Annotated in this window: 16 protein-coding genes; 6 read left to right on the plus strand and 10 right to left on the minus strand. The window is 43.0% G+C overall.

Features of this window, described 5'->3' with window-relative positions; translation table 11 throughout:
* Positions 1-26: 26 nt before the first annotated feature.
* From E0E32_RS18980 to E0E32_RS19010, 7 genes are all read right to left on the minus strand, one after another.
* Positions 27-476 (minus strand): hypothetical protein, encoded by a 450-nt coding sequence (locus tag E0E32_RS18980; RefSeq protein WP_130860511.1) that lies wholly within the window; start codon positions 474-476, stop codon positions 27-29.
* A gap of 70 nt (positions 477-546) precedes the next feature.
* Positions 547-1,188: an endonuclease III domain-containing protein gene (locus tag E0E32_RS18985; RefSeq protein WP_130860512.1), complete on the minus strand. Its 642-nt coding sequence runs from the start codon at positions 1,186-1,188 to the stop codon at positions 547-549.
* Complete coding sequence (locus tag E0E32_RS18990; protein ID WP_066190537.1) at positions 1,185-1,661, minus strand: GNAT family N-acetyltransferase; 477 nt, start codon at positions 1,659-1,661, stop codon at positions 1,185-1,187. The genes E0E32_RS18985 and E0E32_RS18990 overlap by 4 nt, the downstream gene beginning before the upstream one ends.
* A gap of 95 nt (positions 1,662-1,756) precedes the next feature.
* On the minus strand, positions 1,757-4,333 hold the full coding sequence (locus E0E32_RS18995; RefSeq protein WP_130860513.1) for an ABC transporter permease: 2,577 nt from the start codon (positions 4,331-4,333) through the stop codon (positions 1,757-1,759).
* Positions 4,330-5,013: an ABC transporter ATP-binding protein gene (locus E0E32_RS19000; protein ID WP_130860514.1), complete on the minus strand. Its 684-nt coding sequence runs from the start codon at positions 5,011-5,013 to the stop codon at positions 4,330-4,332. The genes E0E32_RS18995 and E0E32_RS19000 overlap by 4 nt, the downstream gene beginning before the upstream one ends.
* A gap of 94 nt (positions 5,014-5,107) precedes the next feature.
* Positions 5,108-6,109 carry a sensor histidine kinase gene (locus tag E0E32_RS19005; RefSeq protein ID WP_130860515.1) on the minus strand — a complete coding sequence of 334 codons (1,002 nt, stop codon included), beginning with the start codon at positions 6,107-6,109 and terminating at the stop codon, positions 5,108-5,110.
* Complete coding sequence (locus tag E0E32_RS19010; protein WP_066190528.1) at positions 6,102-6,797, minus strand: response regulator transcription factor; 696 nt, start codon at positions 6,795-6,797, stop codon at positions 6,102-6,104. Before E0E32_RS19010 ends, E0E32_RS19005 begins: the two co-directional genes overlap by 8 nt.
* A gap of 166 nt (positions 6,798-6,963) precedes the next feature.
* Here E0E32_RS19010 and E0E32_RS19015 point away from each other — a divergent pair, with 166 nt between their 5' ends.
* The 3 genes from E0E32_RS19015 (at position 6,964) to E0E32_RS19025 (ending at position 8,988) form a co-directional block, all read left to right on the plus strand.
* On the plus strand, positions 6,964-7,470 hold the full coding sequence (locus tag E0E32_RS19015) for an RNA polymerase sigma factor (RefSeq protein WP_130860516.1): 507 nt from the start codon (positions 6,964-6,966) through the stop codon (positions 7,468-7,470).
* Complete coding sequence (locus tag E0E32_RS19020) at positions 7,457-8,266, plus strand: hypothetical protein (protein WP_130860517.1); 810 nt, start codon at positions 7,457-7,459, stop codon at positions 8,264-8,266. The genes E0E32_RS19015 and E0E32_RS19020 overlap by 14 nt, the downstream gene beginning before the upstream one ends.
* Before the next feature lie 98 nt (positions 8,267-8,364).
* Positions 8,365-8,988: an NUDIX hydrolase gene (locus tag E0E32_RS19025; RefSeq protein WP_130860518.1), complete on the plus strand. Its 624-nt coding sequence runs from the start codon at positions 8,365-8,367 to the stop codon at positions 8,986-8,988.
* Here E0E32_RS19025 and E0E32_RS19030 read toward each other — a convergent pair.
* The 3 genes from E0E32_RS19030 to E0E32_RS19040 are packed head-to-tail and all read right to left on the minus strand — an operon-like array spanning position 8,985 to position 11,318.
* Entirely contained in the window at positions 8,985-9,377 is a 393-nt protein-coding gene (locus E0E32_RS19030) for a hypothetical protein (protein ID WP_165445086.1), read from the minus strand. The genes E0E32_RS19025 and E0E32_RS19030 overlap by 4 nt on opposite strands.
* 16 nt (positions 9,378-9,393) lie before the next feature.
* Positions 9,394-9,750, minus strand: coding sequence for a hypothetical protein (locus E0E32_RS19035; RefSeq protein ID WP_130860520.1), 357 nt, complete (start codon positions 9,748-9,750; stop codon positions 9,394-9,396).
* 47 nt (positions 9,751-9,797) lie between these two features.
* Positions 9,798-11,318, minus strand: coding sequence for a Na+/H+ antiporter NhaC family protein (locus tag E0E32_RS19040; RefSeq protein WP_066190509.1), 1,521 nt, complete (start codon positions 11,316-11,318; stop codon positions 9,798-9,800).
* Positions 11,319-11,490: 172 nt separating this feature from the next.
* Between E0E32_RS19040 and E0E32_RS19045 the strand changes: the two genes are divergently transcribed.
* From E0E32_RS19045 to E0E32_RS19055, 3 genes are read left to right on the plus strand one after another with little or no spacing between them, the layout of a single operon-like run.
* On the plus strand, positions 11,491-12,192 hold the full coding sequence (locus E0E32_RS19045) for an ABC transporter ATP-binding protein (RefSeq protein ID WP_130860521.1): 702 nt from the start codon (positions 11,491-11,493) through the stop codon (positions 12,190-12,192).
* On the plus strand, positions 12,189-13,352 hold the full coding sequence (locus E0E32_RS19050) for an ABC transporter permease (protein WP_066190503.1): 1,164 nt from the start codon (positions 12,189-12,191) through the stop codon (positions 13,350-13,352). The genes E0E32_RS19045 and E0E32_RS19050 overlap by 4 nt, the downstream gene beginning before the upstream one ends.
* A gap of 9 nt (positions 13,353-13,361) precedes the next feature.
* Positions 13,362-14,009 carry a TetR/AcrR family transcriptional regulator gene (locus E0E32_RS19055; RefSeq protein ID WP_066190499.1) on the plus strand — a complete coding sequence of 216 codons (648 nt, stop codon included), beginning with the start codon at positions 13,362-13,364 and terminating at the stop codon, positions 14,007-14,009.
* Positions 14,010-14,022 lie beyond the last annotated feature (13 nt).

Consider the following 14,022-nt stretch of genomic DNA (forward strand, 5'->3'; position numbering starts at 1 on the left):
TTTTGTTATCTTGGTTAACTATTACTCTAGGTAACCATACATGATTTTTTTGTTTTTGTCAATGTTTTGGAGGTTGATAGATCTATCTGGTGGGTGGATGGATGGTAGGCGGGCTCGTTATGGGGAATGACGACCATTTCGGCGCTTTCCCCGTGGATTTTGGCCGTCATTTTCGGAATGACGGCCATTTCGGCGCTTTCCTCACGGATTTTGGCCGTCATTTTCGGAATGACGGCCATTTCGGTGCTTTCCCCGTGGATTTTGGCCGTCATTTCCAGAATGACGGCCATTTTGGTGCTTTCCCCGCGGATTTTGGCCGTCATTTCCAGAATGACGGCCATTTTGGCGCTTTCCCCGTGGATTTTGGCCGTCATTTCCGGAATGACGGCCATTTCGGCGCTTTCCTCACGGATTTTGGCCGTCATTTTCGGAATGACGGCCATTTCGACGCTTTCCCCGCGGACTTTGGCCGTCATTTTCATCAGTCACCGTTTGCAGACAAAAAAAGCCTAGCACATATGTGATGTAAGTGCTAGTACTCCTTGTTTAACTGATTCTTTGCTGGCAGATGTCGGAGAGGGGACAGCCGCTGCATAATGGTTTCGCGCGGCAATGGCGTTTTGCGTGTTCCACTAATAGGGCGTGGAATTCATTATAGGTAGACACATCGTCAGTAAACGATTGCTCCACTTCTTGTTGGAAGAGATCGTAAGCTTTGGGCATATCATAACCCATTCGCTCGAAAATCCGACGGGTGTAGGCGTCGACCACAAACACTGGCTTTTCTAAAGCATAGAGCAAGATCGAATCGGCCGTCTCCCGGCCAATACCATAAACCTCGATTAATTCACTGCGCAATCTGTTTTTCTTCTGCTTTTTTAGCAAATCAATCGAAAAATGGTATGTTTGAAACCAGTCGATGAACGCCTTGATTCGTTTCGCTTTCAGATTATAAAAACCACTGGATTTGATCAACGGCGCCAGCTCTTCTGCGGTCATTTGATCAATCACTTCCGGCGTCATTTTTGGTCGGAAGGTATGTAAGGCCTTTTCTACGTTGAGCCAGTTGGTATTTTGAACGAGAATGGCCCCCATCATCATTTCGAATCGGCTTTCTGCCGGCCACCAATGCTGCGGTCCATAAGCGTCCAATAATCGGTGGTAAATCAGCGGATAAGGGGGTGTCATTTTTCACCTTCTTTACTTGTTTGCGATAAATCCAGAGAAAGCCGTACCATATCTACTACTTGAATGCCATTTTCCATAATCGGTTCATCGTAATGGCGCAAGAAAAAGTCTCGGTCAATTGACGTCATTCGAAAACCACATTTTTGATAAAGAGCTAGCTGCTGCACACCTGAATTTCCCGTTCCTATCTCCACCGTATGGTAACCCTGTTGTCGCGCTGTTTCGATGGCGTGCAGGACCAATTTTTTACCTCGGCCTTGTCCTTGATAAGCTGGATCTACCGCCACATTAACAATTTCTACGGTATCGGGGCGGGTAGGCAGCAGGATGTAGACACCTATCGTTTGACGGTTTTCTTCCAGCACATAGCATTCGCCCCGTCTAACGTATTGATCGACTAAACGCTCGGATGGATCGGCTAACAGCAATAAATGCATGGGTAGGTCTTCTCCATTTTCTATTAATGTGATCATATCATGGAACTCCTTTACCTCTATCTTAGCGAACTCTTGTTCTTTTGTCAAAGGAAAAGCAGGATGCCTTGTATCAAGCTAACCTGCCTTTCACTTTAAATATTCTCTTGTCTCAACGTCTCTATCACATTATCATCTTTGATTTTGGAAATAGAGTAAAGCATGGCCGCAGCAACAATCAAAAAGACAGCTAGTATCACAATGCCAATATATAGCCACGGCAAGCGGAAGCCGTAATCGTAAGCATTCTGTGTCTGCATGTGAATCAGGTACATTATTGCCACACTAACCGGCAGCCCGTAGAGCAGCGATTTCACCCCATAGAAAATACTTTCAAAGCGAATCATCTTGCGAAAGGCCTTTGGGGTCATACCAATTGATTTCATCGTGGCAAATTCCCGTTTTCGCAAGGCCACACTGGTAGAAATCGTATTAAAAATATTGGCAATCGATATCAAGGTTATCAGCGTGATAAACCCGTAAATAAAGACAGATAATGCCAAAGCAAGCTGTTGATCCTGTTGTTGATATTGTTGAAGATTGGTAATGTCTACTTGATCTCCGCCCTCAAGTGATTCGATATCGGTTACCGTCTGCTCAGGGTCTTCAGAAGAAAGATAGATTTGCGAATCAAATTCGCGACCATCTGCTAAGGATTCATCCAGCTGCTCCAATGTGGATTGATCGAATAAAAGAAACAATGTATTGGGTGAAGGATAAAAATCTCCCATCGGAAAATCATCTGTTAGGCCAATCAGCCCCACCTCACCGGCATCGTGCACTTCAAATGCTTCGGTATCTTCTTGATATTGCTCGACCTGAAGTGGCAGTTGATCCCCTACTTCCACGTCCAACATGGCGGTCTCTTCATATTTATTGTCGCTATTCATAAAGGTAACGGTATTCACGAGTACTCCTTCTATTTCCCCATCTGCTGGGTTGGGAATATCATGCTCGCTGAGATAATTTTGCCAATCAGATGCTTCCATCCCAATCATCTGAATCATATAGGGATAACCATCTTCATTTATCTCATTGGCCCAGTCTTCTCCCATCGTATCCCCCGCTATCGATTCAGGCAGACGAACCTGCACATAGCGCTGGTTATACATAACGGAATCTGTGACATCATCGATATCCGCCAGATCATCCTTTAGCTGTTGCAGTGTCCCGGTTTCCGTACCTTGGGAACGAATCGAAATATCATAATTTTGCTGGTCGGATTGCAGTTCAAATGACTTCAATAAGGTATTGGTAAAAAAGCCGACCGATAAGAACAGAATGATGCTGATCATTAAGGAAAAGACGGTGATCTGATAACGTTTTTTGTTGCGTTTTAAATTTTTCAAAGCGATATCTGCTTCATAGCCAAATAGCTTTTGCACCAAGCGATTGGTTTTAATCTTTTTCTTAGTCAGTTTCACGTCTTTAGCTTGGCGGATTGCGTCAATTGCTGTTATTCGCGAAGCGCGCAAAGCTGGGATAAAAGCAGAGATCATAATCGTTAGAAACGAAAGCACCACGGCGATGGCCATCGATGGCAGTGTTACTACTAAACGCAGCCCTTCTTCCATGCCGGACGCTTCTAACATGGGGCTGACGTAATGAATCGTAATGCCAATACCTAACAAGCCTGCTGCTATGCCGATCGGAATACTAATTACGGCTATAATCACACCCTCAAACAGAACGGAATTTCTCTTTTGACTTTTGGTGGCGCCAATACTGGAGAGCATTCCTAAATAACGGGACCGCTCAGATACCGAGATGGCAAAGGCATTATAGATGAGCGCGACAGCACCAATCATAACGATGGCCATAATAATCGAGATCACACCTGTCAAAAAGGCGACCATGCCGGCATTTATAGACACTAAATGGGCGTCTAATAAACTAGTATTAAATCCCGCCGTAAGACCATTTTCATTCGCTAAAGCATCCACATCCTCAAAAATCGACTGCTTAACATTTTTTACTTTGATAGTCGCCGTATCAACCGCAGCTAAGGATTGATCATCGGTATACGATACGAGACTGACACCTGGTGACCATGGACGATCCCAGAATGGTTCTTCGATTTCTCCAACAATGGTATAGGTCTGTGTTTGTTGATTTCGCAGCTCTTCTGCTACCTCATCATCTTCCATTTGCAAGGCGTGATCTTGCGATAGCGACTGACCGCCATACCTTTCTTCATCCAATGCATAACGTTCCCCTAGCTCTAATTCAATCGTATCGCCAACCTGATATTGGCTTTCTAAAGCTTCAGACATCACAACCTCGTTCTCGTTAGCCGGGAGCTGGCCATCGATCAGTTCGACCTGCATTTGTTCCATCGCCGTCTCATTCATGGCGCTCACATGAATATACGACTGCACCGCATCATCGTTTTGTGGCGCGAAACCGATCTCGTTGGTTAGTCCAATGGTATCGGTATTGTCGTCTGACTGAATTGCCTCGAGCTGGTCTTGATCAAGTGGGCCCGCCATACTGTAATGCCAGTCCCCTTGATCAGAAATGACATCACGCTGCTGCATATCGATAAACGACATGCCTAAGGCAGCCACGGCGGTAATCATCGCTACCGAGATAATCACACCAAAAATCGTCACTAGTGTGCGACGTTTATTCTCTTTTAAGTGCCTGATCGTAACTTTATTGACGATATTCATGGCCGAACCACCTCGTCTTTGGCGATTCTGCCATCCTCAATCGAGATCACCCGATCCGCCTGCAGGGCAATACGATCATCGTGGGTGATTACCACTAACGTTTGATTATACGTTTTATTAAATAATTTCAATAGATCAATGATTTCTTTACTGTTTTTACTATCGAGATTACCGGTTGGCTCATCTGCTAAAATAATCGATGGATTGTTAATTAATGCTCGGCCAATCGACACTCGCTGTTGCTGTCCGCCTGATAATTGGTTGGGTAAATAGGATAATCGTTCCTGCAAACCAAGAATATTCACTACCTCATCTAAATGCTTTTGATCCACTTTGTGCGCATCCAATAACACTGGCAGCGTCATATTTTCCTCTACCGTTAAAATCGGAAGCAGATTATAAAATTGATAAATCAAACCAATTTGCCGGCGCCGAAAAATGGCAAGCTGTGTCTCGTTAAGATCGTATATGTCGGTATTCTCGACATATACTTTTCCATCAGAAGGTCGGTCTACCCCGCCTAACAAGTGTAACAACGTGGATTTCCCCGATCCTGATGGTCCGATAATCGCCACAAACTCCCCTTGCTTAATCGAAAAGGATACCTCGTCCAATGCCTTAACTGACGTATCGCCTTTTCCATAGATTTTTGATAAATGTTCAATCTTTAATATGTCCATGACATCGTCCTCCTTCTTTGGTCCGTTACTTTTAGCATACCTATCTAATATGACGCTTCCGTGACCATGAAGGTGACAATTTTGTCATGTAGATTTAAATAATCTGTTTATAAAACTTCACTATGAAGGACGTTCCCTCTCCCAGCCGACTCATCACCTCAATATCGCCCTGTTGACTGGTAATAATCGAATGCGCCATCGCCAATCCGATGCCTACACTGCCATTGGCCGCATGACTTCCTTTGTAGAACCGTTTAAAAATATGGGGCAGATCCTCTTTACTGATGCCTTTTCCCGTATCTTGAATAATGATTTCTGTATAAAGGGTGTTTTCTTTAAAATGGATATCGATCTTTCCTGCTGTTGGAGTATGCTCGATCGCATTTTTCAGGAGGTTGATACAGGCCTCTTTGGTCCAGTTTTTATCCCCGGTAAAAGAAGTTTGTTCGTCTCCTTGAATGTTCCAGTGTAATTCCTTCAGTTCCATCGGTATTTCCATGGGCGCTATCACTTCTGCGATCAGGTCTTGCACCTGCACTTTTTCCTTAGCAAACTGCACCGTACCTGCGTCCAGTTTGGATAATGTTAACAGAGAAGACACCAGCCATTCCATCCGCTCCAGCTGTTTTTGCAAATGGCGAGTGAATTCTTGTCGTTTCGGATCAGGCAGTGTGGCATCACTTAATAAATCTGCCATCACCGTCATAGATGTTAATGGGGTCTTCAATTGATGGGAAATGTCTGAAATGGCGTCTGTCAACTGGTCTTTATCCTCTTGCAACATCTCTTGCTGCTCCGAAAGCATACGTGTCATTTTATATAGTTCATTTTTGACAATACTAAGATCGCCTTCTCTATTATCACGCACATCTAGGGATGTATCTCCTGCCATAATGCGGCGCAGGTATTGGGTCAGCTGTTGCAGCCTGTGGTAACGCCAAAACAGCAGCAACAAATAACTGACGGCTAGCAGTATTCCCGTGCCCGCTACCAGCATTGCTGTTGCCGGAGAGATACGCCAGCCTATCAAGATCCCGATAACGACAATCAACACCGAAGTCACGATAAATAAATAGATTTCCTTATTCCTAAGCATGATTGCCAGCCATCCTGTAGCCTAATCCCCGTACCGTCTCAATGATGTCAGGCTGTTGCGGGTTGTCTTCGATCTTCTGACGGAGGCGTTTAATATACACCGTCAACGTATTATCATTCACAAAATCACCCGCTACGTCCCAGATCATTTCCAGCAGCTGTTCCCGAGAAAGAACCTGTCCGCGGTGATTGATAAATATCATCAACAAACGATATTCCAGGGCGGTCAAGGCAAGCTCTTCTTGCTGTTTATATACTTTACCTGCTAATGGGTGCACCGTTATCGAGCCAATGGTGATTTCATCACTCGCATGAGGCTTATCCTTTTGATAACGCCTTAATACCGTCTTAATCCGGGCGCTCAATTCACGGATACGAAACGGCTTGGTAATATAGTCATCCGCTCCCATTTCCAGTCCCATGACCACATTCCCCTCGTCATCAACGACGGTTAGGAAAATAACCGGCAGATCGGCCTCCTTTTTGACACGACGACATAGATCATAGCCGCTGCCGTCTGGTAGGGATAAATCAAATAAACATAAGGCAATCGAATCCAGTTGTTGCTCGATTTGTTGGTTTGCTTCTTGTACACTATGACATAAGATCACTTGATAGCCTTCTTGGATTAAGGAATACTCTAATCCAGAGGCGATGGTATGATCATCTTCTACGATTAATAATTGCATGGAAAGAACCTCCACCTTTTTTTCGTGCGAATCATCTATTGCTATTATACAGACAGGTAGAAGCTAGATACAAATGGAAAATGGATACAGATTTTTTACTGTAACATTTTTGTATTCGTATCGTCTAATAGGTAAATCAATGTCAGAGTATGGAGGAGGTTAACGGATGGATAAAGAATTGATTTCGGACTGGTTTGATCATTATGCCGATGATGTGTATCGTTTTTTGATTTATTATATGTCAACGCCCGATGTAGAAGACCTCGTCCAGGAAGTATTTATGAGAGCAATCGACCGCTATCCATCTTTTAAAGGAGATTCCAGCCCAAAGACTTGGCTTATCTCCATTGCACGAAATTTAGCCATTGATGAGGCGCGCCGCAAAAAACGCAAAGACTGGCGCAAGCTGATTAAAACCTATGAACATCAAACAGAGCTATCTCCGGAGGATCTTCAAATCACAGAGGAAAGAAAACTTGCCTTACATCAAGCCATTGAAAAATTGAAAGATGATTACCGTTCTGTCGTCATTCTACGAGGGATTGAAGAATTATCCGTTACGGAAACGGCACAAGCACTAACGTGGACGGAGGCTAAGGTGCGGGTCACCTTTCACAGGGCACTAAAGGCCTTGAAGACACAAATAAAGGGGGGTTATTATGAGTCGCCATGAAGATGATTTGATAAAGGAGTTAAAGACATTGAAAACGAATCGTTCACTAGATACTGAGAAAAAAGAAGGCATGAGAATGGCGTTACAGGAACATGCGGCGAAAAAGCAAAAGCAGCAAAGGCGCAAAGTCAAGGTCAAACAAACTTTTATGCGATTTTCGACGGCGGCTGCTATTCTGATTTTTGGTGTATTTGTATACTATTTTGTCAGTAATGATCAACTCCCCATGCCGAGTAATGACCAGGAATCAAGCAGGGAAAATGAAATGTACCAAGAAGACTTGACTATGCCAGAAGAGGAAGAGACTACGGACGAAAATGAGGCTGCTTTTTCGATAGAGGAACAAGGAACGGAGATTGGTACTATTATGTTAGAAGGTTCCGAGCAAGAAGAAACCCTGTATAATTATACGATTGAGCCATATGGTATTGATTTTCAAATGAGAGAGTTTTTGGCGAACTATACTGTGGAGGGTGAGGAAGTGGTCTTTTCCAATGATGTAGATTATGTGTCAGTAGACATACGTTTATGGGTCGCTGAATCTACTACGATTGATGAGATGATACCAGAAGTGCAGCAAAGGTTTGGTGAGACGTTTGATAATGCCGAAGAGCCTGAGGCAACAACCGATGATAATCCTTATGAGGGCGTGACACAGTCTATTTCGGATCCACCACAAGGTTATTACTTGTATCAAATCGATGATAATGTGCTTGTGATTCAATACGAATATGGCATTGCAGCAGCAGACGGCATGGCAGCAGCTTGGGAAGTATTGTTGAATTCGATTGAATAATGTTTGATTAATGCCTGTTTCCTTGTTTGGAAACGGGCATTTTTCTTCATTATACAAAAAACGAAATAATCGATACAATGGTACTAGAGGTGATATAGATGACAGAACCAACATGGCTGACATGGGCAAAAGAGCTTCAGGCATTGGCACAATCAGGACTAGCCTACAGCCAAGATGATTATGACATTGAACGATTTGAGCGGATTCGAGCGATTAGTGTGGAGATGCTCACGCAGCATACCGCTGACTTGGATCAAACAACGATCCACGATTTATTCGCTAGTGAAACGGGGTATGCCACACCTAAAGTCGATGTACGAGCGATTGTTTTCCAAGATGATCAGTTGTTGATGGTGCAAGAAAAGGCAGACGGGAACTGGGCATTGCCAGGCGGCTGGGGCGACATTGGGCTTACTCCGGCAGAAGTGGCAGTAAAAGAGGTAGAAGAAGAAGCGGGATTAGAAGTGAAGGCGACGAGGTTGTTAGGAGTTATCGATAAAAAATGCCACCCCCACCCGCCATCTGCCTTTCACACCTACAAGATACTAATTCAATGTGACGTGGTTGGGGGCGAAACCAAACAAGGATTAGAAACCAGCGATGTCGGCTTTTTCGCGGAAGAACAGCTGCCGCCTTTGTCGGTTGGGCGTAATACGGAATCGCAATTACGGATGATATTTGACTATTGGCGAGATCCTGAACGGCCGGCTTATTTTGATTAGGTGGTGGGGTGGGCGCTCTCTAGTTTGCGAGATTTTCTCTTATGGACTGTAGAACGAGATTGGTGCTCTTCAGTCCGCGAGATTCTTACGGACAACATTTCGCGATTCATCAATTTTTTGTCTGTTAGATTCATTCTTACGGACAACATTTTGCGATTCATCGATTTTTTGTCTGTTAGATTCGTTCTTACGGACAACATTTCGCGATCACGGAATTTTTTGTCTGTTAGATTCGTTCTTACGGACAACATTTCGCGATCACGGAATTTTTTGTCTGTTAGATTCGTTCTTACGGACAACATTTTGTGATTCATCGATTTTTTGTCTGTTAGATTCGTTCTTACGGACAACATTTTACGATTTACCGATTTTTTGTCTGTTAGATTCATTCTTACGGACAATATTTTACGATTTACGGAATTTTTTGTCTGTTAGATTCATTCTTACGGACAACATTTTACGATTTACCGATTTTTTGTCTGTTAGATTCATTCTTACGGACAACATTTTACGATTTACCGATTTTTTGTCTGTTAGATTCGTTCTTACGGACAACATTTTACGATTTACCGATTTTTTGTCTGTTAGATTCGTTCTTACGGACAACATTTCGCGATCACGGAATTTTTTGTCTGTTAGATTCATTCTTACGGACAACATTTTACGATTCATCGATTTTTTGTCTGTTAGATTCATTCTTACGGACAACATTTTACGATTTACCGATTTTTTGTCTGTTAGATTCGTTCTTACGGACAACATTCTGCGATCACGGAATTTTTTGTCCGTAAGATTTCTGCTTGCACTCGCTAATGACTAGCTGCCTCCCCACTACGACGCACTTTCGACAGCACAAACACCGCCAGCACCAGCAATACAATCGTTAAAACAACCGTGAACGCACTGCCAGTCACACCGGCCACGATAAAACCGATAAAGGCGATCACTCCGTTCACCAGCGCATACGAGATTTGTGTCTTGACGTGGTCGATATGATCCGCCCCTGCACCAGTGGAAGATAGGATCGTTGTATCGGAAATGGGGGAACAGTGATCACCAAAGATTCCGCCAGATAACACCGCAGCAATACATACCAACAACGGGGCGTCTAAGGAAACGGCCATCGGGATTGCCAGTGGCAACATAATAGCAAAGGTACCCCATGAGGAGCCGGAAGCTATCGAAACAATGGCCCCAACGACAAAGAGAATCGCCGGGATAATAAAGGCCGGCACCCTGCCTTGCATCACTTCGACGATATAATTAGCCGTTCCCATTTCACCAATCACCGTACCGAGCGCCCACGCCAACACAAGCGTCACGCTCACATAGGCCATTTTCTGCATACCAGATGTATAGATTTCAAATATTTCCGCAAACTTTTTCAGCCGATAGCTGATTAACAAAATAATAATCGACAGAGCCGCAAACAAATAAGCTGTTGTCAATGCGATACGAAAATCATTACCATCGACCGGTTCAAAAGGAAAGCCATGGGTTAACAATAAGCCAAATAAAGTAATAAATAAGACTAACAAAGGCAGCCAGACCAAAATTGCTCGGCTCTCTGTTGTCGTTGCCTCTGATTGTTGTTCTGTTCTCCTTAAGGGCTTTGCATCCTTCCAATATAATTGACCGGTTTCCCTTACCCTTCTTTCCGCCTTCGCCATTGGCCCAAAATCCAATCTCGACAGTGCAACGAAAGGCACCATCAAAATCGCTAAAATCGGATAGAATTGAAAAGGAATCACTTGAATCAGGGTATCAAACTCCGAGGCCTGAATATTTAATGTATCAAATTCACTCTTGATCAACCCCATGATATATACACCCCAGCCAATAAACGGAATCAAGACCGCCACCGGTGAGGAGGTTGAATCAATCACCCACGCCAGTTTTTCGCGCGATAACTTAGCCTTATCAAAAATTTTTTCAAATACAGGACCAACAATTAATGGTGTTCCTATGTCCGAGAAGAAAATGATAATACCGCCAAACCATGCCGATAACTGTGCTTTGACCCGCGTATTAATAAACCGAGCTGTGCGATTAGCCAAGGCAGCACCGCCTCCCGATTTTTCCATTAATGCGACAAAACCTCCAATAAAAAATAACAGCACAAGTACGGCAGCATTATAACTGTCCGCTACTTGCGGGAAAAGAAAACTCCCAATTGTTTCTGTCGTTGCTGTTAAAGGGTTTCCCCCCACCATAATCAACACGCCTGCATACACACCTAGAAACAGGGATATGATGACATTTTTCGTTATAATAGCTAACACTACTGCTAAAATCGGCGGGATAATAGAAAGCCATCCCATATGTTCCATACGATCTCTCCTTCAATCAACTACAATCAAGCTTATTTTATTTAGTATAGGGAAAAACCCCCGCAAATACAAGCCTTTCTTGCTGATTCTATCCATCCCCTTGCATTATCCAAAGAAATCAATTACAATAAATGAGTAAGCACTCACTCATTAAAAAAAGAGGTGGATTGACATGATACAAATTCAGAATATCTCCAAAAATTACGGCAAACAGTCCGTATTACACAATATCTCTGTTCCGATCTATAATCGGCAAATTACTGGATTAATCGGTCCTTCTGGTGCCGGGAAGACCACACTGATTAAATGCTTAATGGGCATGGAGCGGTCGGATTCTGGCTCCATCTCGATGAATAATATCCAAGTGCCTAACCGCAAGCTGTTGAATCGCATCGGCTATATGGCCCAAAGCGACTCCCTTTATCATGATTTGACCGGGCTAGAGAATATTCAATTTTTTGCTAATATGTATGGGAAGAAAATTGCCAAAAGGCGTTTAAGGGAAATGTTAAACCTCGTGCAGCTCGATAAAGAACAGCACAAACTAGTGGAACATTATTCGGGTGGGATGAAACGTCGGCTTTCTCTTGCTATCGCCCTGATCAATCGACCAGAATTTCTCATACTGGATGAACCTACTGTAGGAATTGATCCTGTTCTAAAGCTGGACATTTGGGACCGGCTACACGCATTAAAGGAAGAAAGTACGATCTTGATCACCACCCATATCATGGACGAAGCGATGAAATGTGATCAGCTGTTATTAATGAAAAATAAAGGTATTTCCGCCAGTGGCACACCGCAGGAGATTTTAAGCAAATTTAACGTCGATAATATCGATCAAGTCTTCCTAAGATTGGAGGAAAAAGAATGAAAATATTATCCTTGATCAAACGCATTTGCAAACAAGTCCTTCGTGACAAACGCACCCTGGCCTTATTATTTATTGCACCGATCCTAGTTATTTCGTTACTCAACTATATTTTTCCCGATCCGGATGATGAAATTACGATTGCAACTATCAACGTGGATACGGAGATTATCGATATACTAGAAGAGGAAGATGTCCATGTGAAAGAAGAACAGGATATCGATCCGAAATCCTATTTACAAAACGGCCATGCCAACGGAGTGCTTGAAGAAACGGACGAGGAATGGACATTAACCATTCTCAATGATAATCCAATCGATGAAGGTCCAGCGATTCAACAGAGTTCACAGGCTGTCATGGAACGAAATATCACAAATCTGGCTGACAATATCGAAGAATTAGTTAGTAATATGGAGGAAATGACCCAAGCTCTCGAACAAATGCCACCAGAAATTCAGCAAAACATCGATTCGGAGATAACACCGGATACGGAAATCGATACAGACATTGATATGGATGAGGAAGCTTTGACTGTGAACTATATTTACGGTGATGAAGACCAAACGTTTTTTGATATTATTAATCCTGTATTGGTAAGTTTCTTTGTCTTCTTTTTCGTCTTTCTTATTTCAGGAATGGCGATGTTAAAGGAAAGAAGCAGCGGTACGTTGGAAAAGTTATTATCCACCCCGATTAAGAAATCCGAAATTGTCTTTGGTTATCTATTCGGCTATGGTATTTTTGCTGTGCTTCAGACCGCCGTGATTATCCTCTTTTCCGTCTATATTCTGGATATGGATATCGCTGGATCGCTAGTCAACATGTTTATTATTAATATTTTACTTAGTTTGGTCGCCTTAGGACTTGGCTTACTGCTATCCACCTTTGTCAAAAGTGAATTTCAAATGATGCAGTTTATCCCATTGATTATCATCCCGCAAATCTTTTTCTCCGGGATGTTGAAGGTAGAGACGATGGAGCCTTGGCTGCAGTGGATTGCACCTATCATGCCGTTATATCATGCAGGTAATGCAATGATTGATATTGTGTTAAAAGGGGTGGGGCTAACCGATTTGATCTGGCCTTTATCCTTCTTAGCAGCATTGATTATCTTGTTCACACTGCTTAATATCCTTGGTATGAGAAGATATCGAAAGGTTTAGGTGAGAGAAATGAAATCTATTTTTGAAATGCTGGAAGAAACATTACCTAATATTGATGAGTTATCCGACAAACAACAAGCCGTCGCCAAGTCTGCCCTAAGCCTGTTTAGTGAGAAGGGGTTCCACCAGACATCGACCAAGGATATCGCCCATCATGCACAAGTGTCAGAGGGGACGGTCTATAAACATTTTCAAAACAAAGAGAATTTATTATTCAGTGTGATACTACCTTTATATAAAGAATTTGTTTTTCCAGTTGTCTTACATGAGTTATATCAAGCAGTTCAATCCGAGGAAGCAAAGCCCTTTTATCATTTTTTAGAAAAGGTAGTACGCAATCGCCTTGCCTTTGCTCAGCAAAATAAGGAAGCGATTATTATATTCGCAAGAGAGATTGTCTTTCGCGAAGAGTTTAAAACGATGATTAAGGATTTTATACCGAAACAGGTCGGAAGTGTGTTCCAGCCAGTATTAGCTATGTATATGCAGCGAGGCGAAATAAAAGATATGGCCGCAACGCGAATCATGTATTTTATTTTCACCAATATCTTTAGCACCGCCCTGCCTGCATTATTAGTCAACCGAGACATCACTGAACAGGAAATAAACCAGTTGATCCAATTAATCTATGATGGCTTACGCCCCGATCAGCAGTAAGCAAAGGGGGGAT

Origin of the sequence: Gracilibacillus phocaeensis (genome assembly GCF_900626275.1) — a bacterium.
Taxonomy (GTDB): domain Bacteria; phylum Bacillota; class Bacilli; order Bacillales; family Amphibacillaceae; genus Gracilibacillus; species Gracilibacillus timonensis.

What these genes read in the sequence shown, in the direction of transcription:
- E0E32_RS18980 (WP_130860511.1), bottom strand. Translation starts at nt 476, where the DNA reads ATGACGGCCAAAGTCCGCGGGGAAAGCGTCGAAATGGCCGTCATTCCG.
- E0E32_RS18985 (WP_130860512.1), bottom strand. Translation starts at nt 1,188, where the DNA reads ATGACACCCCCTTATCCGCTGATTTACCACCGATTATTGGACGCTTAT.
- E0E32_RS18990 (WP_066190537.1), bottom strand. Translation starts at nt 1,661, where the DNA reads ATGATCACATTAATAGAAAATGGAGAAGACCTACCCATGCATTTATTG.
- E0E32_RS18995 (WP_130860513.1), bottom strand. Translation starts at nt 4,333, where the DNA reads ATGAATATCGTCAATAAAGTTACGATCAGGCACTTAAAAGAGAATAAA.
- E0E32_RS19000 (WP_130860514.1), bottom strand. Translation starts at nt 5,013, where the DNA reads ATGGACATATTAAAGATTGAACATTTATCAAAAATCTATGGAAAAGGC.
- E0E32_RS19005 (WP_130860515.1), bottom strand. Translation starts at nt 6,109, where the DNA reads ATGCTTAGGAATAAGGAAATCTATTTATTTATCGTGACTTCGGTGTTG.
- E0E32_RS19010 (WP_066190528.1), bottom strand. Translation starts at nt 6,797, where the DNA reads ATGCAATTATTAATCGTAGAAGATGATCATACCATCGCCTCTGGATTA.
- E0E32_RS19015 (WP_130860516.1), top strand. Translation starts at nt 6,964, where the DNA reads ATGGATAAAGAATTGATTTCGGACTGGTTTGATCATTATGCCGATGAT.
- E0E32_RS19020 (WP_130860517.1), top strand. Translation starts at nt 7,457, where the DNA reads ATGAGTCGCCATGAAGATGATTTGATAAAGGAGTTAAAGACATTGAAA.
- E0E32_RS19025 (WP_130860518.1), top strand. Translation starts at nt 8,365, where the DNA reads ATGACAGAACCAACATGGCTGACATGGGCAAAAGAGCTTCAGGCATTG.
- E0E32_RS19030 (WP_165445086.1), bottom strand. Translation starts at nt 9,377, where the DNA reads ATGAATCTAACAGACAAAAAATCGGTAAATCGTAAAATGTTGTCCGTA.
- E0E32_RS19035 (WP_130860520.1), bottom strand. Translation starts at nt 9,750, where the DNA reads ATGTTGTCCGTAAGAACGAATCTAACAGACAAAAAATCGGTAAATCGT.
- E0E32_RS19040 (WP_066190509.1), bottom strand. Translation starts at nt 11,318, where the DNA reads ATGGAACATATGGGATGGCTTTCTATTATCCCGCCGATTTTAGCAGTA.
- E0E32_RS19045 (WP_130860521.1), top strand. Translation starts at nt 11,491, where the DNA reads ATGATACAAATTCAGAATATCTCCAAAAATTACGGCAAACAGTCCGTA.
- E0E32_RS19050 (WP_066190503.1), top strand. Translation starts at nt 12,189, where the DNA reads ATGAAAATATTATCCTTGATCAAACGCATTTGCAAACAAGTCCTTCGT.
- E0E32_RS19055 (WP_066190499.1), top strand. Translation starts at nt 13,362, where the DNA reads ATGAAATCTATTTTTGAAATGCTGGAAGAAACATTACCTAATATTGAT.